The 20,260-nt window shown below is 48.3% G+C and carries 17 protein-coding genes and 1 pseudogene; 8 read left to right on the forward strand and 10 right to left on the reverse strand.

Features of this window, described 5'->3' with window-relative positions:
• Window positions 1–70 precede the first annotated feature (70 nt).
• Both vapC and J1836_RS14955 read right to left on the reverse strand, forming a co-directional pair.
• Entirely contained in the window at window positions 71–478 is a 408-nt protein-coding gene (gene vapC, locus J1836_RS14950; protein ID WP_207251947.1) for a type II toxin-antitoxin system tRNA(fMet)-specific endonuclease VapC, read from the reverse strand.
• Window positions 469–681, reverse strand: a complete 213-nt coding sequence (locus J1836_RS14955) for an antitoxin (RefSeq protein ID WP_242632869.1) — start codon at window positions 679–681, stop codon at window positions 469–471. Before J1836_RS14955 ends, vapC begins: the two co-directional genes overlap by 10 nt.
• A gap of 185 nt (window positions 682–866) precedes the next feature.
• On the opposite strand from J1836_RS14955, the gene J1836_RS14960 reads away from it, so the two are divergent.
• Window positions 867–4,112, forward strand: coding sequence for a type I restriction endonuclease subunit R (locus tag J1836_RS14960; RefSeq protein ID WP_207251949.1), 3,246 nt, complete (start codon window positions 867–869; stop codon window positions 4,110–4,112).
• Here the strand turns inward: J1836_RS14960 and J1836_RS14965 are convergent.
• Window positions 4,109–6,112 carry a hybrid sensor histidine kinase/response regulator gene (locus tag J1836_RS14965; protein ID WP_207251950.1) on the reverse strand — a complete coding sequence of 668 codons (2,004 nt, stop codon included), beginning with the start codon at window positions 6,110–6,112 and terminating at the stop codon, window positions 4,109–4,111. The two genes, J1836_RS14960 and J1836_RS14965, sit on opposite strands and share 4 nt — an antisense overlap.
• Window positions 6,113–6,333: 221 nt before the next feature.
• On the opposite strand from J1836_RS14965, the gene J1836_RS14970 reads away from it, so the two are divergent.
• Complete coding sequence (locus J1836_RS14970) at window positions 6,334–6,585, forward strand: type II toxin-antitoxin system Phd/YefM family antitoxin (protein WP_207251951.1); 252 nt, start codon at window positions 6,334–6,336, stop codon at window positions 6,583–6,585.
• A 350-nt stretch (window positions 6,586–6,935) separates the two neighbouring features.
• Here J1836_RS14970 and J1836_RS14975 read toward each other — a convergent pair whose 3' ends face one another.
• The 3 genes and pseudogenes from J1836_RS14975 to J1836_RS14985 all read right to left on the reverse strand — a co-directional run.
• Window positions 6,936–8,711, reverse strand: a complete 1,776-nt coding sequence (locus J1836_RS14975) for an N-acetylglutaminylglutamine amidotransferase (RefSeq protein ID WP_207251952.1) — start codon at window positions 8,709–8,711, stop codon at window positions 6,936–6,938.
• A gap of 12 nt (window positions 8,712–8,723) precedes the next feature.
• Complete coding sequence (locus J1836_RS14980) at window positions 8,724–9,521, reverse strand: hypothetical protein (protein ID WP_207251953.1); 798 nt, start codon at window positions 9,519–9,521, stop codon at window positions 8,724–8,726.
• A 4-nt stretch (window positions 9,522–9,525) separates the two neighbouring features.
• Window positions 9,526–9,663 (reverse strand): annotated as a pseudogene (locus tag J1836_RS14985) (IS256 family transposase); the annotation flags it as partial.
• Window positions 9,664–9,716: 53 nt separating this feature from the next.
• Here J1836_RS14985 and J1836_RS14990 point away from each other — a divergent pair.
• Window positions 9,717–11,051, forward strand: coding sequence for an IS4 family transposase (locus J1836_RS14990; RefSeq protein ID WP_207249434.1), 1,335 nt, complete (start codon window positions 9,717–9,719; stop codon window positions 11,049–11,051).
• Here the strand turns inward: J1836_RS14990 and J1836_RS14995 are convergent.
• Window positions 10,992–12,140, reverse strand: coding sequence for an IS256 family transposase (locus tag J1836_RS14995; protein ID WP_307792595.1), 1,149 nt, complete (start codon window positions 12,138–12,140; stop codon window positions 10,992–10,994). The genes J1836_RS14990 and J1836_RS14995 overlap by 60 nt on opposite strands.
• A gap of 76 nt (window positions 12,141–12,216) precedes the next feature.
• Window positions 12,217–14,136, reverse strand: coding sequence for a hypothetical protein (locus J1836_RS15000; RefSeq protein WP_207251954.1), 1,920 nt, complete (start codon window positions 14,134–14,136; stop codon window positions 12,217–12,219).
• A gap of 234 nt (window positions 14,137–14,370) precedes the next feature.
• On the opposite strand from J1836_RS15000, the gene tnpC reads away from it, so the two are divergent.
• Complete coding sequence (gene tnpC, locus J1836_RS15005; RefSeq protein ID WP_242632653.1) at window positions 14,371–15,948, forward strand: IS66 family transposase; 1,578 nt, start codon at window positions 14,371–14,373, stop codon at window positions 15,946–15,948.
• Between the two features lie 4 nt (window positions 15,949–15,952).
• On the opposite strand, the gene J1836_RS15010 is transcribed toward tnpC, so the two are convergent.
• A complete protein-coding gene (locus J1836_RS15010; protein ID WP_207251955.1) occupies window positions 15,953–16,825 on the reverse strand; it encodes an MBL fold metallo-hydrolase in 873 nt (290 codons plus the stop codon).
• 185 nt (window positions 16,826–17,010) lie between these two features.
• Between J1836_RS15010 and J1836_RS15015 the strand changes: the two genes are divergently transcribed.
• Window positions 17,011–17,268, forward strand: coding sequence for a type II toxin-antitoxin system Phd/YefM family antitoxin (locus J1836_RS15015; RefSeq protein ID WP_207251956.1), 258 nt, complete (start codon window positions 17,011–17,013; stop codon window positions 17,266–17,268).
• Window positions 17,259–17,513, forward strand: a complete 255-nt coding sequence (locus J1836_RS15020) for a Txe/YoeB family addiction module toxin (protein WP_207251957.1) — start codon at window positions 17,259–17,261, stop codon at window positions 17,511–17,513. Before J1836_RS15015 ends, J1836_RS15020 begins: the two co-directional genes overlap by 10 nt.
• Here the strand turns inward: J1836_RS15020 and J1836_RS15025 are convergent.
• Window positions 17,510–18,661 carry a PEGA domain-containing protein gene (locus J1836_RS15025; protein ID WP_207251958.1) on the reverse strand — a complete coding sequence of 384 codons (1,152 nt, stop codon included), beginning with the start codon at window positions 18,659–18,661 and terminating at the stop codon, window positions 17,510–17,512. The genes J1836_RS15020 and J1836_RS15025 overlap by 4 nt on opposite strands.
• A 108-nt stretch (window positions 18,662–18,769) precedes the next feature.
• Between J1836_RS15025 and J1836_RS15030 the strand changes: the two genes are divergently transcribed.
• A complete protein-coding gene (locus J1836_RS15030) occupies window positions 18,770–19,471 on the forward strand; it encodes an ABC transporter ATP-binding protein (protein ID WP_242632870.1) in 702 nt (233 codons plus the stop codon).
• Window positions 19,443–20,249: a PDC sensor domain-containing protein gene (locus J1836_RS15035; RefSeq protein WP_207251959.1), complete on the forward strand. Its 807-nt coding sequence runs from the start codon at window positions 19,443–19,445 to the stop codon at window positions 20,247–20,249. The genes J1836_RS15030 and J1836_RS15035 overlap by 29 nt, the downstream gene beginning before the upstream one ends.
• The last annotated feature ends 11 nt before the right edge of the window (window positions 20,250–20,260 follow it).

The following is a 20,260-nucleotide window of genomic DNA, read 5'->3' on the forward strand; positions in this document are numbered from 1 at the left end:
GAAATAGTTTGGCTAGGCAACACAAGAGGGCTTTTAAGATGAAATGGTCACTATTGGCGCGGGTGGCGCATTAGCCCACCCAATTTTCAGCCACCAATTCCGGTACACGCTCAAATTCACGCAGATTATTCGTCACCAGCGTGATACCCAGCTCACGTGCATGAGCCGCAATCCACAAGTCATTATTGCCGATGGTAGTTCCCGCTTGCTCAAGGTGGCTGCGGATTTCGCCGTAATGTTGACCCACCGTATCGGCAAGTGGCAACGCCGGAATAAATGTCAGCAATTGCGCCAGTTTCTGTAATGCCACCGCCTGATGCTGACTTTTCATTGCGCCATTATACAACTCGCCATACGTCACCACCGACATGGCGACCTCGCCCGCCTCCAGTTCATTAAACCGTGCCAACACTTCAGGCGGTTTATGCTTGGCGATATAGATACAGATATTCGTATCCAGCAAATACTTCAACACCATGCTTCACGCTCTTGTGGCAAGCTGTCGTTACGCCCATCGGACATAAAGTCGTCTGGCATGGACGCTAACAGATGGAATGCATCCGTCAGCTTGCGGTGTAATTTACGCAATACCAGCTCATCCCCGCGCCGAAAAATTTCCACTTCGGCATCGTCCAGTCGAAACTCTTTGGGGATGTGTACCGCCTGCGAGTTCCCACTCATAAAAACCCGTGCAACGATCATATTCCTTGCTCCTGTTATGAATGTAATAACATTGAGTATATACATTTGCATGAAAAACGCAATCATCCAACTTGGTCACTATCCGCTACCATTCAGCACCAGATGCCGATAAAATCATCCTATTCAGCAACCTTGAGCAAGGCTGCACATGACTAGGGGCGGGCATGAGTTACGAGTATTCCGAAGACAAAGCGGTAGAAGATCCCGCCGAAGAGATTTTGCTGGACTTGCATTGGCAGGTTGTCACCGCATGGACTGAGCCGCTTTCCAAACTGCCCGACCGCAGCGACGGCTTATTAGGTCGTGCCAACCTTTCCGAAGTCATTTTGTACCGCCACCTGATGACTGCGCTCAAAGCACTCAACCCCGACTTGCCTCACGCCGCCTACCAAAGCGCGATTGACCAAATCCAACAAGCCGAAGCCGGAAAAAAGCTGGCGGACATCAACAAAACCAAACACGCGCTATTCATTCACGGGGTCGAAGTCAGCTACCAAGACGCAGATGGGATGCTGCAAACCCAAAAGCTCAAAGTGTTCAACTTTAACGAACCGGAACAAAATCACTTTCTAGCGGTGCGCCAATTAACCATCAAAGGCGCGTTGTACGAACGCCGCCCAGACATTATTGGTTTCGTGAACGGCATCCCCTTGGTGTTTTTCGAGCTGAAAGCTCCCGGTGTGGCATTGCGTAATGCCTACGATCAAAACCTCAGCGATTACACAGGCGGCAAAAATCACGATGGCGCGATTCCCACACTGTTTCACTACAACGCTTTCATTATCCTCAGCAACGGGGTGGATGCACGGGTCGGCACGATTACCAGCCCGTTCAAATTCTTTCAGGAATGGAAACGCTACGAAGAAGATGACGAAGGTGTTGTCGATATCGACACCCTAATTCGCGGCACGTGTGAGAAGGGGCGTTTGCTGGATTTGTTCGAGAATTTCCTGTTATTCGATGGTGACGGTGACGACATGGCCAAGATCATGGCGAAAAACCACCAGTTCCTCGGCGTAAACAAAGTGCTGAATCAAGCCCGCAATATTGCCGACCTGCAAGGCAAGCTCGGCGTGTTCTGGCATACCCAAGGGTCGGGCAAGTCGTATTCGATGGTGTTTATGTGCCAGAAATTGCTGCGAAAATTCGGTGGTAGTTACACCTTTTTACTGGTGACAGACCGCAGTGAACTGGAAAATCAGCTTTATGACACCTTCGCCAGTTGCAAGGCATTGCCGACTCAATTACCCAAACGCGGGGTACGTGCCAAAAGCCGCGAACATTTACGCGAATTGCTCACCGAAAACCACCGTTATGTATTCAGCCTGATTCACAAGTTTTCCATCGACCCGAAAAAGGAAACGGCGTACCCGCTGATTACTGAACGCGCCAATATCATTGTGATTTCTGACGAAGCTCATCGTACCCAAGGTGGCACGTTTGCCCGCAATATGCGTTTTCAGGCGATTCCCAATGCGTCGTATCTGGGGTTCACCGGCACGCCGTTGATTGATGAAGAGGTGGAGATTACCAAGAATATTTTCGGTGATTACGTGTCGGTGTATGACTTCAAAAAAGCCATTGACGACTACGCCACTTTGCCGCTGCGTTACCAAAACCGGGGAGAAAAGCTGGCACTGGACAACCCCAAGCTTGATGAACGCATGACTGCCATCATCAACTCGGAAGAATTGGACGCGGATCAACTCGCTAAACTCAAACGTGAGTTTGCCCGTGATTACCCCATCCTCACCGCTGAAGATCGCCTCAACGCCATTGCCAAGGATTTGGTGTGGCATTTCAATGAACGCGGTTATCAGGGCAAAGCCATGTATGTGGCTTTGGATAAACCTACCGCCGTGCGTATGTACAATTTGATCATGGAACATTGGCCTGAGTATGTGCAGACACTCGAACAGCGCCTGAAGCACGCTGAGGATGAGCAACAAGCGCAAAAACTCAAACGCCAGTTACAACGGGTGCAAACCACCGAAGTGTGTGTGGTGGTCAGCCCTGAACAAAACGAGCTGAAAAAATTCGCTGATTGGGGCTTGGATATTGAGCCACACCGCAAAAAGATGGTTGAGCGTGATCTGGAAACCGAATTTAAGGACGATGACAACCCGTTCCGTTTGGCAATTGTGTGCGCGATGTGGATCACTGGGTTTGATGCGCCGTGTGTATCCACGGTGTATCTGGATAAGCCGATTCAAGGTCATACCTTGATGCAAACCATTGCCCGTGCCAACCGGGTGTATGATGATGAAAAGGAAAACGGCCTGATCATTGATTACGGCAATGTCTACCAGCAGTTGGAGAAAGCCTATTCCGTCTACGGCAAAAGTGGCAAAAACACGGGTAAGGGTACAAAAGGCGGTGGTGATAAGCCAGTTGAAAAATTGGAGGAAATGGAAACTGAGTTGCGCAATGCGATTCTGACCGTGCGCAATCACCTACAAGAAGTCGGCTTTGAACTGGATACGTTGGTGAATCCTCCCAGTATATTGCACAAGTTAGCCAAGCTGAAAGAAGCGAGGAACGCCGTATCGCTGAATGCAACCACCCGTACTAAGTACGAGTTTTACGCCCGCGACGTATTCCGCAAATACAGTGCGCTTTGTCTAGAGCCATTGGTGAAACCTTACACGCCCGAATTCAACGCGATTGAAGCTATCTACGACCAGCTTAACCAGAAAAAGGCTGCGGCTGATATTACCGCTGTGATGCGCAGGCTTCAGCAAGAGGTGAACTTGAGCGTTACCACTTTAGAAAAAGCGGGTGATACAGATTGCCCCCACCCCGATGATGATTACGTTGATCTCAGCACCTTGGATTTTGACAAATTACGCGCCGCCTTCGCCAAATCCACCGAAAAGAACACTGTAGTGTTTGACCTGCAACAAGCAATAGCGCAACGGCTGGCGCAAATGATGCAGCAAAACCCCACCCGTTTAGTTTTTTACGAGAAGTACCAAGCCATTATCCAAGCCTACAACGATGGTAAAGACCTGCAAGCCGTGCAAAAAGCCTTTGATGAGTTGAATGTTTTCCTGAAAAAAGAGCTTACCCCAGAAACCGAACGCGCCATGCGTGAAGAGCTGGATGAGGAAACGCTAGCCATTTTTGATTTACTCAAAAAGCCAACGCTCAGCCTTGAGGAGCGCAAAAAGGTTAAGGCGGTCGCCAAAGAAACCCTCGACATCCTGAAAGCCGAGAAACTGAAAATTGAGCGCTGGCGTGAAAGCACCCAAGTTGCCGCGCAAGTGCGGGTGATCATTGATGAGCGCTTGCAGTGGCTACCGGCTGACAGTTACCCCGATGATGAGCTGGAAATCAGAGGCTTTCAGGTTTACCAGCATGTCTACAGCCATTACCAAGGGGGCGGGGTGAGTGCTTACGGACGGTTTTAGATCGTTAAAACCTGATCCTTCATCCAGTAACTGAGTTTTTCACGTAATTGCGCCACATTGAGCGGCTTGCTGAGGTAATCATTCATGCCTGCGTTCAGGCAGTTAGCGCGGGTTTCTTCCCCGACATCGGCGCTCAGGGCAATGATGGGGATGGGGCGGGCTTCGTCATCAGCAGCTTCGCGTTGGCGGATGGCACGGCTGGTTTCTTGCCCTGTCATACCCGGCATGTGTAAATCCATCAAGATCAGGTCAACGCTTTGTTGTTCCAAGGCAGCTAGTGCTTCTTTGCCATTTTCGGCAAGTATGACGTGCAGCCCAAGCTCTTCCAGCCATAAATGCGCCACTTCGGCATTGATGGGGTTATCTTCCACCAGCAACACCCGCCCAGCCAGATCACCACTCATTTCAGGCTGTTGCGTCAGTTCGGGTAAGGGTAGGGCAATATTGTCTGCGAGCGTAAACGGCAAGGTGAAATAGAACAGGCTGCCCAGACCGGGTTGGCTGCTCAGTTCCAGTTTGCCGTCCATGAGTGCTACCAAACGCGCTGCAATGGGTAGCCCCAGACCCGTGCCACCGAAACGCCGGGTAGTGGAGCCGTCTTCTTGGGTAAAGGCATCAAAAATGCGTTGTTGGGCATTTTCCTTGATGCCGATACCGGTATCTTTGACGCTGAACTGGATGAACACCTGATTTTGCTGGCACTGTTGCAGGCAAATATCGACGCTCACGGAGCCAATGGTGGTGAATTTGATGGCATTACCGAGCAGGTTAAACAGCACTTGGCGTAAACGGTGCGCATCGCCTTGCAGCTTGGTTTTGCCTTGCAAGTCGGTGTGCAATTGCAGGTAAAGCTGTTTGCTGCTGGCTTGTTCGCGCAGCACATCGACAATTTCTTCGGTCAGGATTTGCAGGTCAAAACTTTCTTGCTGTAGCTCGATTTTGTTGGCTTCAATTTTGGAAAAATCCAGAATGTCTTCGATAACACCGAGTAAATGGGTGCCGGAAGTGGCGATAATGTCGGTGTAATGACGTTGGTTTTTGCTCAGATTGGTGATTTTCAGGAGTTCGACCATACCCAGTACGCCATTCATCGGGGTGCGGATTTCATGGCTCATCACCGCGAGGAATTCGCTTTTGGCCTTGCTGGCGGCTTCGGCGGCATCTTTGGCGCGTTGCAGTTCCAGTTGCGCGTGTTTGGTTTCGGTAATATCGGCTACGCTGCCGACCATGCGTAACGGTTGCCCATCCGCACTCCATTCCACCACATTGCCGCGATCCCGTACCCAGATAATGCTGCCATCTTTGCGTCGCATCCGGTGTTCGTGGGAATACGCGCCTTTGCCTTGCAGACAGGTTTGAATCGCTGCCATGATGTCGGCACGGTCTTCTTCCAGCAGCAAGCAAGTGAAATCTTCCAGAGAATGCTCGACCTCATTGGTGCGAAAACCGAACAACTCACACCAGCGCACATTATTCACCAGATGGTTCGTGCCCACATACCAATCCCAAATGCCTTCAGCGGTGGCTTCCAGTACGTGTTTCAGGCGTTGTTCACTGGCTTCCGCACGGGTACGCGCCGCGTGCAGATCGGTGACATCATTGGCGAGAATGAGCAGGTTTTGTGTGCCATCCGGGCGCATGAACGGTTTTTTGATCGACTGGTAATGGCGTATTTCGCCAGAGCGGGCATCCGTGGCTTGTTCCATGACTACACGGGTTTCGCCCAAGCGTAAGGTTTTTTGCATATCCTGTTGATAAAACTCGACTTGCGCTTGGTTGTGGTTGAAGGCGCTGTCATCCTTGCCGATCAATTCACCCGGTGTCGTACCATACAGTTCTGCCAGAGTACGATTACCAAACAGGAACCGGCCTGCCTCGTCCTTGAGTAAGATGATGGAGGGGCTTTCATCCATAATGGTGCGTAACAGGTTCTCCCGCTCCTGCGCTTCCTGCTGACACCGGGTTTGACGGCTGTGTTGCCACCAAAGGAGGTAAGCCATTACGGTGATTACCAGAGCGGCGATGCAGACGATGCCAAGCAAGTAGCTCAGTGAAACCATTGGCAAACACTCATTAGTTTTATTGTTTAATAGATAATCTGAATATGCTTGATGATAGACCTATCGTTCAGGTATCCGCAACTACTAGCAGCAGGCGGAATTGTCGCTATAGGACAATAAAGTGCTACACTGTGTGCATACAATCAGACAGGAGTCGTTATATGCAAGCTGTCGAAGTCTACACCGCCCGCGATTTGCGCAACCGTTCCGGTGAGCTGCTGAAACATGCCCACGAAGGCAATATCAGCATCATTACCAAGCACGGCAAACCTTCCATCTTGGCAATCCCATTTGATGCGCATTTATTACAACATGGCATTCACCGCGTTATCGCTTTGCACATGGTGCAATCCCATCAGTTGACGTTGGCGCTGATTGGCTTGGCTTGGCAACAGCAGCTTGAGTGTATCTAGCTGAGTAAAATTGCCATTGAGAGCAACAGCAATGTCGCTAGCATTGTAATGAGTGCTACCGTTGTTTTTTTTCGCGGTGTAACTCGCAAGGCTAAACTTGTTGGCAATAATAGATAAATCAATACACAGCAAACCATCCAGCTTAGATCAAACGTGTTATACCAGTTTGCTTGGCAGGTTGTGACTTCGAGGGTAAACATTTCTGTACCCTCATAGCCAGTAGTAGCGAGTTGCTGCAATTGATCATCAGGGCATAGGTAAATCAGAAACTGTCCTAATGATGCAATGCCGAGAGCCAGTATGATACCAAAGACCCATGCGATTGTGACTTTAAGCCAATGTCGCATCTCTTAGATGCTCTGACTCTGCAACCACATCTCCAACGCCGCCATGTGCCACAGCTTGCTGCCCTGAATCCGCGTCAAATGCGCTTCAGGTTGAGCAATCACCTTGTCAATATAACTAGGCTGATACAAGCCCCGTTCCCGACACGCTTGCGAATCCAGCAAATCACGCATCATTTCCAGAAACTCGCCGCGCACAAACTTCAAGGCAGGCACAGGGAAATACCCCTTGGGGCGGTCAATCACGCTATCCGGCACTAGCCCCCGCGCAATTTGTTTCAGCACATACTTGCCGCCATCACGCAACTTCAATTCGGTCGGCATTTGCGCCGCCAGTTCCACCAGTTCGTGATCAAGGAATGGCACACGCGCTTCCAAGCCCCACGCCATCGTCATATTATCTACGCGCTTGACCGGATCATCGACGATGAAAGTGGTCACGTCGGCACGCAATACCGCATCCAGCGTGTCTTCCGCATCCGCTGATTCCAGCAATTCGCGCACCAATTCGCCCGTGTAATCGCGAGTCTGGAACGGGGTTTGCAACATTTCCGCCATCTCGCTGTGGTCGCGGTCGAAATAATACGGCGCGAGGCGTTGCAGCATGTCGGGGTTTTTGTCGGCGTGCGCTTGCGGATACCAGAAATAGCCGCCGAACACTTCATCCGCGCCTTGCCCGGATTGCACCACTTTTACATGCTTGGACACCTGTTCGGAGAGCAGGTAAAAGCCAATCGCATCCTGCCCGAACATCGGTTCTGCCATGTTCGCCACCGCTTCTGGCAGGCGTGACAGGGTTTGTTCGTTGGGGATGTGGAATTTGTGGTGTTTGGGTTGGAAGCGTTCCACCACCGCGTCGGAGTATTCGTATTCGCTGCCTTTTTCCTCCGGTTGGTCGTCGAAACCGATGGTGAAGGTGCGGATGTCCTTGATACCGATTTCAGACAGCAAACCAACCAGCAGGCTCGAATCCAAGCCGCCGGAAAGCAGTACGCCCACGGGTACGTCGGCGATATTGTTGCGGCGGCGCACGGCGGTTTTCAGCGATGCGTGTACTGCGTCGATCCACTCCTGTTCGGAACGCGCTTCGGCGGGGCGACGTGCCACCAGATTCCAGTAACGCTTCAGCTCTTGCCGCCCGTCAACGTGGATAGTGAGACTGTGCGCGGGTTGTAGCTTGCGGATGCCGTTCAGCACGGTGCGTGGTGCGGGCACAACCGCGTGCAGCGAAAACAGGTTGTGGATCGCCAGCGGGTCGAGGCTGGTATCAATCCTTGGCGTGGTCAGCAAGGCTTGCGTGTTGGAGGCAAAGCGGAAACTTTTACCGTCAGCGGCGTAGTACAGCGGCTTGATGCCCATGCGGTCACGCGCCACGAACAGCGTTTTCTTGCGCATATCCCAGATGGCAAAGGCGAACATGCCGAGCAAATGTTTGGGCGCATCTTCGCCCCATTCCGCGTAGGCTTTGAGGATGACTTCGGTATCGCCTTCGGAGAAGAAATGATGCCCACGAGCCTTCAATTCCGCCCGCAATTCGGGGTGGTTGTAGATCGTGCCGTTGAACACCAGCGCCAAGCCCGATTCGATGTCGACCATCGGCTGGCTGGATTTGTACGACAGGTCGATGATCGCCAAGCGGCGATGCCCAAACATCAAGCCGCCGTCGGAAAAGCTGCCCGCGTGGTCGGGGCCGCGCTTTTCCAGCTTCGCCATCATGCTGTTGAGGTATTTTAGTTCGGGGAGTTGCCCGTCGAGGCGTAGTTCACCGCAAATGCCGCACATAGGAGTTCCTTGTTATCCGTTAAACTTCTGCCATGCAGTGTGCCACAAATTGGTAAGCAAATCTAAAAGACCATGATTTACAAAAAAGTAAGCTATGCTTAAGAATATTATTGATAAGTATATGATTAATAGTGATTTTTTGTTAGGAGTGAACTGCGATTTTATGGCGTTATTGTTTTTAAATAGATTATCTCTCTCTAGAAGATGGTTCTGACTGTCTTTTATTGTTTTAATATCAGTATCTTCGCATGTACGGTTAGATAATGCTTCTATTGTTTTAGGTAGTAAAATTTTTTCAAAGAGATTTTGGCTAAGTTTTATTGAGTCGATGTCGTTTCCGTAGTTTGAATAAATTTCTAATTTCTCCAATACTTTAGATTCGAGGTCATTGCAGGTACTTATGATAAACTTGATTTCATTTCTAATAACATCAATTTGATTTGAGTTTGATAAGTTTTTTGAGATGTGAATGGTTTTCACAGTTTTATGTAGCTGATATATACTATCTTGTATAATTTGAATAGCTAGTTTTTTATGGTGATCATTTTTTGATATTTGATCTATTCGCATAATCATTTTCTTCTCGGACGATTTTAAATGATTAATTATGTCGGTTTTTAGTTTTTCAATTTTGATGTTATCAAAAGATAGCTCTTTTATTTTAAGTGATAAGTCGCTATTGGCTTGTTGTAAATTTATTTTTTCTTCTTTTATTATTTTAAGTAAATGTTGTTCTGTTTTTTCAATATTGCTCTGAACTTCGTCAGGGATGTCGCTGAATTTGAGTCTGTCAAATAAACTGTGTAACAAATTTTCATAGGGCGGAGAGCGGGACGCGCTCTTCGCCGAACATCAGTAAAAAGGTCTGCAAAGCAGGCTTCCAGTGGTGGATAACCGACCACTTTTGCGAGGCTTCGCGCACCGCCAAATACAGGCTTTTGAGGGCTGAACTCATCTCCTTATACACAAGTTCCCAAGCTGATGTAAGATAAGCAATTTACACCCATGAACTGGTCATCTAGCGAACTCACCGATCTTGATTTGGGAGACAAGCGCCTCGAAACACGCGCAGCCCATATTCTCAACGCCATGCTAAAAGTGCCCCAATCCAGTATCCCCAAGGCTTGCCAGAGTTGGTCAAGCACCTTGGCGACGTACCGTTTCTTCTGGAATGAAGCGGTGAGCCATGATGCTTTGATGGCATCCCACTTTGAAGCGACAGAGTGCCGAATTCGTCAACAAGACTCGCGGATTATCCTGTGTATTCAAGATACGACCGAACTGGACTTCAATGGACAGGAAACCGAGGGCTTGGGGCGGTTATCCTACGATAAGCAACGCGGGATGTACCTGCATCCGACCTTGTGTATTACCCCAGAACGTTTGCCGTTGGGCATCACCGATACGTGGATGTGGTCACGGGGATTGAGCAAAGCGGCCGACCAAGCCAACCCCAGCATCAAAGAAAGCCGTCGTTGGATTGAAGGGTATGAACGGGTAGCCGAACTGGCGGCACGCTGCCCTGAACACCGCTTCATCTATGCTGGCGACCGTGAAAGCGACTTTTACGACTTGCTCCAACGGGCGCAAGCCTTGAATTACCCGGCTGACCTGCTGATACGGGCGCAACATAACCGTGCATTAGGAGATGACCTCAAACTGTGGGATGCCATTGAGCAACAACAGGCGTTGACCCGTATCACCTTTACCAAACCGCGCAAGCAGGGTGAAAAGCCCCGCAAAGTGGTACAAGAAATCAAGGTGTTACGTTATACCTTGCGTCCCAAGAGTCAGCATCCGATGCTATTGACCTTGGTTCAAGCCAAAGAAATTAACCCACCCGCCGGAAAATCGCCCCTCATTTGGCGTTTAGTCACCAACCGTTGTGTGGAAACAGCCGATGCTGCCTGTGAACTTATCGACTGGTATCGAGCGCGTTGGGAAATCGAAATGTTTTTTGATGTCCTGAAAGTTGGCTGTCGCGTCGAAAAACTGCAACTGGAGACCAAAGAGCGCATCGAAAAAGCCCTCGCGCTCTACATCATGGTGGCTTGGCGGATTATGTTTCTGATGCGGTTGGGGCGTACCTGCCCAGAACTTCCGGCTGATCTGGTGTTTGACCCGCTGGAATGGAAAGTATCCTTCCGGCTCGGCAAAAAAGCACTACCCGATGGCATACCTACCCTCAATCAAGTGATCCGCAATCTGGCAGAACTGGGTGGCTTTTTGGGCAGAAAATCCGATGGCGAACCGGGGGCTAAAAGTATCTGGTTGGGCTATTCACGAGTGCTGGACTGTATTTATGGTATTCAGATGGCTAGTGAGTTGGGAATGGATTGATTTGTGTATAAGGAGATGGGCTGAACTGTCACTGGGGAAGATGCGCCGATTGCGGGTGAACTTGCGCAAACTCATGTTCAGGGACTCAATCGCATTGGTGGTGTAAATCACCTTGCGGATTTCGGGTTGGAACTGGAAGAAGGGGATGACATTCGCCCAGTTGCCGCGCCATAGACGCACGACCGCTTTGTATTTGTCGCCCCATTCAGTCTCCAGTGCTTCCAGTTCGCGTTCCGCTTCTTCAGCGGTACTGGATTGGTAAATGCGTTTGAGGGCTGCCACCACACCTTTGGTGTCTTTGGCAGTGACGTAGCGCAAGCTGGCGCGAACCATGTGTACCATGCACAACTGGGTCAATGTTTTGGGGAAGACGGCATTGACCGCTTCCGGCAAGCCGTTTAAGCCATCCATGCAAGCCACATAGATGTCCTGCACGCCCCGGTGGCGTAGTTCAGTCAACACCGACAGCCAGAACTTCGCCCCTTCATTTTCTGCTAACCAGATGCCCAACACGTCCTTTTCACCGCGTAGGTTGACCGCCAGCACCACATGCGCCGCTTTGTTGATGACCTGCTTATCTTGTTGAACTTTAACGATAATCCCATCAAGCCAGACAATCGGGTAGATGTTGTCTAATGCCCGTGATTGCCAAGCTTTGGCTTCGCCTTGGACGGCTTCAGTCACTTCGCTAATCAGCGTGTGCGAGATGTCGACCCCGTACAGCCGTTTAACCGTGTCTTCAATGTCGCGGGTGGTCATGCCTTTGGCATACAGTGTCAGGATGTGTTCTTCCATCCCTGCCAGCCGTATCTGGCGTTTCTGCACCAGCTTTGGCTCAAAGCTGCCGTCACGGTCACGCGGTGTTTCCACCTGCAACTCGCCAAACTCGCCTTTGATGGTCTTGTTGCCTTTACCGTTGCGGGTGTTGCTGCGCCGTTGCCCTATATCGCTACGCTCACCCTTGTCGTATTTCAGGTGCGCGTCCAGTTCGGCTTCGAGGCTGCGGTTGATCATCCGTTGCAGGAGCTGGCTGTAAAGGTTCTTTACATCAGCAGGCGTTTTGCAATCGGTTAATAGCTCATCCATCAGGACGGGATTCAGGGGTTCCATGTGACTGCTCCTTGGCGGGTGTTTCCGCTGTTATATAGCAGTTACACAGTTCAGTTTACAGTCTCCTGAATTTCTCAAATTGTGAAATAAGATCAGTTAGTGAGCTTTCAATAGTGCTTTCAATGGAATTCCTAAATTCTAAGTCTTTTTTAGGAAGGATGCTGATATGACTCTTAAACTCTTCTATTATGTCATTGATTTTTTCATTGTTATTATTTCCAAGTTTTATTTTTGAATTGCTGTTAATATTTTGTATTATTTGCTTGTCTATGCTAATGTTTAAAGAGAATAATGTATCCAATAGGCTTCCATAAAATTCATCACGGTAATTTTCTTTATTCTTTAAGTCTAACACTTCCTTATATAATTGATTTATTATTTCTTTTGTTTCTTTGTCTTCATTTTCATGGATAATAAAGTTAGCTATTTCTTTCGCTTCTATCTTGATATTATCAATTATATGTTTTTCAGATAGCAAGTTGATTTTTGGTATGATTTCTTCACGGATTGATTTGTGATTTTCATTATTCACTGATTTGTCTAAAAGCTCTAATGAAATCAAATAGAATTTAGTTGATTTTTCTTGAAGGTTTCTCGTTTCATAATAGAAATCAGCAAGTTTTTTATATTTGTGTATATATTGTTGTTCTTGATCATTATAATATAAATTTTCTAGATCTTTGCAGTAATTATTAACTTGAAGTTCTTTATTATTGTGTTCAGTAGTGTTAGGCTTTGTTTCTGTTGAGTTTATTTCTGTAATCGCTTCTTTGAGTAGTTTTATTCTTTCTGAACTATTCTTTTCTGATGCTATAATTTTTTTATATTTTTTGATTTTCTCTGAAAGAATTACTGGAGTCATTGCTTTTAATGCTTCTATGTCATTTTTTCTTTCAGCCCGTTCGTGAAGTAAAGCATGGATATGTTGAGGATTCCAATCAATTGCCTTGCTTAAATAAGATGTGGTTGCTGCTTTTAAGCCTTTTTCTTGTGCTAATATGGCTAAGTGTGCATATCTATATGAAAGTTCATCACACTGTTCATTAAGTTTTCTATTGCATTCAGAAAGTTGTAGTGACGTAGATTTTATATTTATATCACTTTCAGATTCCTTTGATAAAAAATCCAATAAATCTGAATTTAATCTGATTTTTTCCTTAAAATCTTCAAACTCGTTTAGTTCATTAAAACTTAGTTTTTCATTACTTAATATTATTGAGCTTGATGATTGTATTTCTGGATATTTTTCGTTAATTTTTAATATTCTATCATTGATTTTATCTAATAGTGTATTTATTCTTATTGCTTTAATTTCATTGAAGTTACTTGTGCCAAATGTTATTGAATGCAAATATGGCTTATGATTTTTCGATAGTAAAAATATTGGTGATCCAGATATTCCATTTAACTCTTCTTGATGGTTGTCAGATTCATCAAATCCAATAAATCCATTTTGATTTTTAAATATTGATTCAAAGTAAAAATCGCTACTATTTTGTGAAAATTCTAATTTATAATGAACAACTTCTTTTTCTCCTTTGAAATTTTTATAATGCGGGTAACCAAATAAACTATATCGAGTGTCATAGGTGTCAATTTTATTGTTATCATCTGGTACTGAAATGGTATCAATTAATAAGTCTTTTGAATCTTCATTGATGTCGACTATTAGTAGTGCTAAGTCTATATGTTTTTTAGAAGAGTCATCTAATATATCGGATTCAAAAAAATGAATCTCTTGGTTTTTTATATTTATGTTTTTACCAGACAATTCATGTGTTATTTCTATGGTAAATTTCTTTGTACTTAAGGATAGATCATTGGTGCTGTAACTTTTGTCTTCAAAGAAGTTATGTTTAGATGTTAAAATATATAAAATTATGGATTCGTCTTCTGGTTTGAAAATCGCACCAGTTCCGTAACGACCATCAATTTTTATTTTAACCAAATGGTTTTTTAGAAAATCAAAAGACATATCTTATCCTAGTGATCTATGTTAATCATAATAAAGTGGGGTTGTTAAGTTCAGTATTTCAAAATCGTATTTTTCCTTAATGTCATCTTTGAATTTGAGATGTTCACCAATTTTCTTTGTAACATGGAAATTTATTTTTCCTTGGTGTGTTTTTTTTCGGGCAAAGAAGACGATCTTTGCGTAACTGAACAGTCCCCCCTTACCCAAACGCACTAAATTTGCGACACTCCCCCGATGACCCAACAACTGAAAGACCACAGCCTCAAACAGCTTAACAGCCAGTACCTTGCCAAGCTCACGCCGGAGGAACTGCTGCACCTGTCGACCAAGTTGTTGCATGACCTGAAAGAAGCGCGGGAACAGATCAACCAAAACTCCAACAACTCCTCCAAACCACCCAGCAGCGGTTTCCCGTGGGAAACGTCACCCAAAACGGTGGCTTTGCCCGAAACAGAAGGGGTGGGTGCAGCCAGAGGAAAGCCAACCCCGGAACCAGAAGCTGTGGCGGGCACAAAGCCAGCCCAACCAGCCAAACGCAAAGCGGGTAAACAACCCGGCGCACCGGGTTATGGTCGGGTATGGCATCCGCCCATCAATGCAGACGAACACCATTACCCCAGCCGATGTGAAGCCTGTGGCAGGTCCCTGGATGCGGCTGTCTCCCGTATTTATACCGCCTATGACAGTGTGGACATCCAGTTTGGCACGGATGGGAACCCCGGACTGACCGTCATCACCACCCGCCACCACCTTCACGATAGCGTATGCACCTGCGGTCATGTGAGCCGCCATATCCCGCATCGCCAAGCTCCCGACCCGTTATACCCGGAGGTTGATGTGGGCGAGTGGCGGCTGATTGGGGGCAATCTGGCGGCACTTATTGTCCACCTACGGCTGCGCTCACGCTTGTCACTGCGTGGCACACAAGAACTGTTGCGGGAGGTGTTGGGCATTCCCCTAAGTGTCGGGGTGTTGCAGCAATGTTTTGAGGAAGCAGCCGCGAGTGCTTCTCCATTGGAAGATGCCTTGGTGGAAGGGCTGTTGGCAGAAGCCACCGCTGACGGCGGGGTGCTGTATATTGATGAAACCTCTTGGAAAGAGCGTGGCGAAGCCCTGTGGCTATGGACATTCGTCACCACCCTCAGCGTTTGTTTCTACGTAGGGCAGCGCACCATTGAAATGCTCGACAACGTGATTAGCCCCCACTTTGGGGGCTGGCTGATGAGTGATGGCTATGCCGCTTACCGCCACCACCCCAAACGCTTGCGTTGCTGGGCGCACCTGATCCGCAAAGCCCGTGGGCTGGCAGAATCACTGGACAAAGACGGGCGGACGTTTGGCAACTTCACCCTCGCTTGGCTGAGGGTATTACAGGACGACATTTACGCTTGGCGGGCAGCAGGCGGCACGGTGGGGACGCAAACCGACGTGATCCGTCAACGCCATCAGGCAAAACTCCTGGAATTCAGGGCATTATGCTTGATCCATGCCGTATCTGCCCATGACAAGACGGCGGCACTGGCGAAAGAGTTCATCAATGATTGGGATGCCATTTTCCGAATCCTTGACCACCCGTGGCTTCCCTTGACCAATAATGAGGCTGAGCGGGCGTTGCGCCATTGGGTGATCCTGCGCAAAACCAACCATGGCACAAAGAGTGCTACGGGGAGCCGTGCGTTTGCCATGCTGGCCAGCATCATCGGTACTTGCCGCAAACGTGGACAGTCTGCCTTGGCTTATCTTGCCAGTGTTATTACCGCTGCCCGCGCTGGCTTTGCCCTGCCCGCTTTACCGCAAGGGGTGGGGATGTGATCAATTACATCTTTGCTATGGTTTCTCTATCCGGTAAAGTAAAACTAGTGGATGATGATGAATTTCTACAAATGATATAGTTATTCGTGTTAACCATATCAATAAACTCTTCATTAATATTATGTTTACTGCCATGATGTGATAGCTTTATAAAATCAAATTTCAAATTGTGCTGCCCCATTTCTTTTAAAGATTTTAGTTCGGCAGTGATTTTGTCAATGTGAGCATCTCCCAATAAAAGGAAACTTCTTTTGTTGTGTTCAATGATAAAAGCGATGCTTGATTTATTTGGTAAGCTCTTATCGGGTTCAAACGGGAGTTGTGCTAATAGCTCAATACTTCCATCCCTATTATGTTCTGTAGCTGATCTTCGATCTTTATCTGGATGTTTTAGCTTCCAATCTCTATTTAATTCATAAAGAACTTGATAAGTAGGTGATAGTATGGTTATTTTTGAGTTTTTAATATTTGGCAAGAGTTTTGATGTATCAGTTTTTGTGTGAAAACTATTAATATGCTCAATGTGTGGAAGATTTCTGATATAAGTGCTAACTAGATTAGCTTGAGGTGCACTAGCTAAATTAGAGTCAATATTTTCAGTAAATATAACTGCTTCTTTTGGCTCATTAAATATTAAGAACTTAAGCTTTGAGGTGAAATTTTTATCGCTTAATAATTTTAGTATTCCATTTATATGATCATGGTCAATATGTGTAATTAATGCAATATTAATATCAGGTATATTTTTTTTGGTTTTTTTGAATTTACTTGAATTGAATGGATGACTGCTACCTCCATCCACTAATGCAGTAAATTCTTCAGTCGTAATTAAGATTGCCTCACCAGCATGAGGTAAAAACTCGAATTTGATTGACACTGCTAGCCCCTAAGTCACGTTGAATCATTCACACTTGTGCCCTATAGAGTGTCTAAATATAGCACAAGTGCTTTTCAATTTTGAATAGAAATATAGCGATTTTTCGCAAGTTGAGAATTTAACTTGCAGGCTGTGACCATCTTACCTATAGTTTATGTACATAATCACGTACAGGTTTGTTGGCCATGAACGCTATTTCCTACACCGCTGTGCGAGCGGATCTCGCCAAAACGATGGATCGGGTTTGCGAAGACCACGAACCCGTCATCATTACCCGTAACCGCGAGCAAGCCGTGGTGATGATTTCGCTGGAAGATTACAAAGCGATGGAAGAAACCGCGTATTTATTGCGTAGCCCTGCCAATGCCAGCCGCTTGCTGGAATCCATTGCGGAATTGGAGCGTGGTCAGGGGCAAGTGCGTGAGTTGCTGGAATGCGAATAATCTTTTCATCCAAAGCGTGGGAGGATTACGTGCATTGGCAACAAGCCGACAAGAAAATTCTCAAACGTATCAACGATTTGATCAAAGCCATTTCCCGCGATCCGTTTGAGGGTGTTGGTAAGCCCGAACCGTTGCGGCACGGGCTTTCTGGTTATTGGTCACGCCGGATCAATGATGAACACCGGCTCGTCTACAAGGTGGAAGGGGAAGACTTGCTGATAGCCATGTGTCGTTATCACTACTAATTATTTAAATGCTTCTGCAATTCTTCCTGCAACTTCTGCATCAACAGTTCCTCAACGGTTTGTTGTGGCGACTGTGGCTGTTGCTGTACTTGGGCAGGCGGAATGTTTTCTGGCGGTGGTGGTTCTTGCGGTGCTTGCGCTTGTCCGCTAACGCCCCGGATATTGAAGGTATGCGTGCTGATTTGCCCTGGTGTCACGGTTAAGGCTTTATGCCCTTGAAAGCCGTTCAAATCAAAGCTGACCACGATTTCTTGCGCGGGCAAAGTGAGTTCCGCTCTGGAAACGTTGCTAATGCTGTCAAGCACTGCGCCATCCAAGCCTGCGACCTTGAAATTGACCTTGATCGGTTTGCCGTCATCTGCTGAGAGCGCCATGATGCGCAATTTGCCTTCGCGTTGCGCCGTGTTTTGCGGGGCAGGAGCTGGTGCAGCTTGTGGCGGCGGGGCTTGGGGGACGGGTGCTGCGGGTGCAGTTGCCACAATCGCTGGTAAAGGGAATATCTCGTTGACCACCGCGCCTTGCGGTACGCTGATATTGCGTGACACGCTGGCGTAACCTTCGGCGCGTACTGTGATTTTGTATTTGCCGGGTTTCAGGGCAAATACGGCTTTATTGGTGTAGGTGGCTTTGTCGAGATTCGCGCCGTTGCTTTGCTGTATGTACACATTCGCCTTGAGGGGCTTGCCGCTTTCGGTTTGCGCCATGATTTCCAGTGTACCGGTATTGTTGACAGCGACGGGCGCAGGCGCGACAGGGGCGGGTGTGGGCGTAGCGGTGACTTCCGCCGCAGGGGGTTCGGGCACTGCTGCTGGGGGCGTAATCGGTTTTGTTGCTACCGGCGCAGGCGTTGCGGCTGGAGTGCGTGGTGGCGTGGCAGGTGTGGGTTTTTCTGCCGGGGCATCGGGTTCGCCGACCAATTCAACCTTGGTGTTGTCTTCTTCGGGTTTGTCGTTCAGCGGGCGCGTGAAACGGCTGGAGTCAATATTGTCTGCGGAAGGCAGGTTAGCATTCGGCATGACCAGCGGTTGCTCCCAACCTTGCGCACTCGGCGCTTGTTCTGCCGGATTGGGGGCAAACAGGCTTTTGATGCCCAGCAGGGCGAGGATGACCAGCACACCGCCAATGATCCATTTTGTGATTCCGCTCATCTTAAGTTCCAGTTGGTTGTGGATGTGGGGAGAATAGCAGAAAGTTACAGGTATTTTACCGCTACGGGTGTTCCGTGTTACACCTGCCGTTTCGACCACAGGATTGTTATGTTGTTACAAGCAACGCATCTTCATTACGCTTACCCCGAAGCCGGTCGCGAACACACGGTGCTGCGCGATGTCAGCCTGAGCTTGCAAGCGGGCGAACACGTTGCGCTGGTGGGCAGCAGCGGTTCGGGTAAGTCTACGCTGTTGAACCTGTTGGGGGGAATTGATGTTCCCGCCAGCGGTGAAATTCAGCTCGCCGGTAAGCTCTTTTCGCGCTTGCGTGAGCCGGAACTGACGCTGTTTCGCCGCCAACACATTGGGTTCATTTACCAGCAGTTCAACCTTATTCCCACATTGACGGTGGCGGAAAACATCATTTTGCCGCTGGCATTGTTGGGTATTACAGCAGATGAGCAGCAGCAACGCTTGCGCTATTGGTTGGAAGCGGTGCAATTGCCGACACGCGGCGCAGCGTTTCCCGATCAATTGTCCGGCGGGGAACAGCAGCGCGTAGCGATTGCGCGTGCCTTGATTCACCAACCCGCGTTGGTGCTGGCGGATGAGCCTACCGGCAATCTGGATGCGAAAACCGGCGCATTGGTGTTGGATTTGCTGTTTTCATTGGCAGATGCGGCACAACAAACCTTGCTGGTGGTGACGCACAGTCGCACCGTGGCAGAACGGGCGGGGCGTATTTTGGTGATGGTAGATGGTGGCATTAACGAGGGTATTTATGGCGAAATCACTACAACATTCGATTAACTCACACCGTGCCTTGCTCACGGATTTATTAGGCAACGCGCTCAACGAGTACGCAGGCAGAATCTTGCCGCAAATGGATGACGCTGAACGCCTAGATGAATGCTTGCGTAAAGCTTTTCGGGCGTTGGATTACTGCAAGTACGTGTACGTGCTGGATGCGCACGGGGTGCAACTCAGTTCCACGGTCAACCGTTACGGGGCAGACCCCGAAGGGCGCGGGCGTGACCGTTCGGAACGTCCGTACATGAAGCACATGCAGGATGCCAGCATCGACTTTAACTTGTCGGAAGCCTACATCAGCCGCAATAAAAAGCGCCCGTCGATTACGGCGATTCAAAGCATTTGGGATGGGAATGGGCAGCGCGTCGGGTTTTTGGGCGTGGATTACGACTTGCGCGAATTGCCGCATTCGGACGTGATTTACGAAGAGCCGAGTCAGTGGCGGCAAATCAAGGGCGATCCGGCGATTCGTAGCGGTTTGTTTGCGCAACAGCGTGCGGAAAGCGTGATGGATCGGCACATTGACGTGGTGCTGTCGGTGCATGAGGCACTGATTCTGGATCAGGGTGTGCACCATTTTCAGATTCATTTTTCCAGCAGCCGTACCACGATTTGGCATCGCGACGATCCGTATGTATACCGCATTCTGACCAATGAAGACTTGATCGACCCGAATATTTGCTTGGCTTACCCGCGTCGCCCGTATTTTGAGCGGGCGATTGTGCCGCCTGCGGATGTGGGCGTAACTGAACAGTCCCCCCTTACCCAAACGCACTAAATTTGCGACAC

It is taken from the genome of Thiothrix fructosivorans, from assembly GCF_017349355.1.
Classification (GTDB): Bacteria; Pseudomonadota; Gammaproteobacteria; order Thiotrichales; family Thiotrichaceae; genus Thiothrix; species Thiothrix fructosivorans.

Coding starts and splice junctions, on each gene's coding strand:
- vapC (WP_207251947.1), bottom strand. CDS start 478: ATGGTGTTGAAGTATTTGCTGGATACGAATATCTGTATCTATATCGCC.
- J1836_RS14955 (WP_242632869.1), bottom strand. CDS start 681: ATGAGTGGGAACTCGCAGGCGGTACACATCCCCAAAGAGTTTCGACTG.
- J1836_RS14960 (WP_207251949.1), top strand. CDS start 867: ATGAGTTACGAGTATTCCGAAGACAAAGCGGTAGAAGATCCCGCCGAA.
- J1836_RS14965 (WP_207251950.1), bottom strand. CDS start 6,112: ATGGCTTACCTCCTTTGGTGGCAACACAGCCGTCAAACCCGGTGTCAG.
- J1836_RS14970 (WP_207251951.1), top strand. CDS start 6,334: ATGCAAGCTGTCGAAGTCTACACCGCCCGCGATTTGCGCAACCGTTCC.
- J1836_RS14975 (WP_207251952.1), bottom strand. CDS start 8,711: ATGTGCGGCATTTGCGGTGAACTACGCCTCGACGGGCAACTCCCCGAA.
- J1836_RS14990 (WP_207249434.1), top strand. CDS start 9,717: ATGAACTGGTCATCTAGCGAACTCACCGATCTTGATTTGGGAGACAAG.
- J1836_RS15000 (WP_207251954.1), bottom strand. CDS start 14,136: ATGTCTTTTGATTTTCTAAAAAACCATTTGGTTAAAATAAAAATTGAT.
- tnpC (WP_242632653.1), top strand. CDS start 14,371: ATGACCCAACAACTGAAAGACCACAGCCTCAAACAGCTTAACAGCCAG.
- J1836_RS15015 (WP_207251956.1), top strand. CDS start 17,011: ATGAACGCTATTTCCTACACCGCTGTGCGAGCGGATCTCGCCAAAACG.
- J1836_RS15020 (WP_207251957.1), top strand. CDS start 17,259: ATGCGAATAATCTTTTCATCCAAAGCGTGGGAGGATTACGTGCATTGG.
- J1836_RS15025 (WP_207251958.1), bottom strand. CDS start 18,661: ATGAGCGGAATCACAAAATGGATCATTGGCGGTGTGCTGGTCATCCTC.
- J1836_RS15030 (WP_242632870.1), top strand. CDS start 18,770: ATGTTGTTACAAGCAACGCATCTTCATTACGCTTACCCCGAAGCCGGT.
- J1836_RS15035 (WP_207251959.1), top strand. CDS start 19,443: ATGGCGAAATCACTACAACATTCGATTAACTCACACCGTGCCTTGCTC.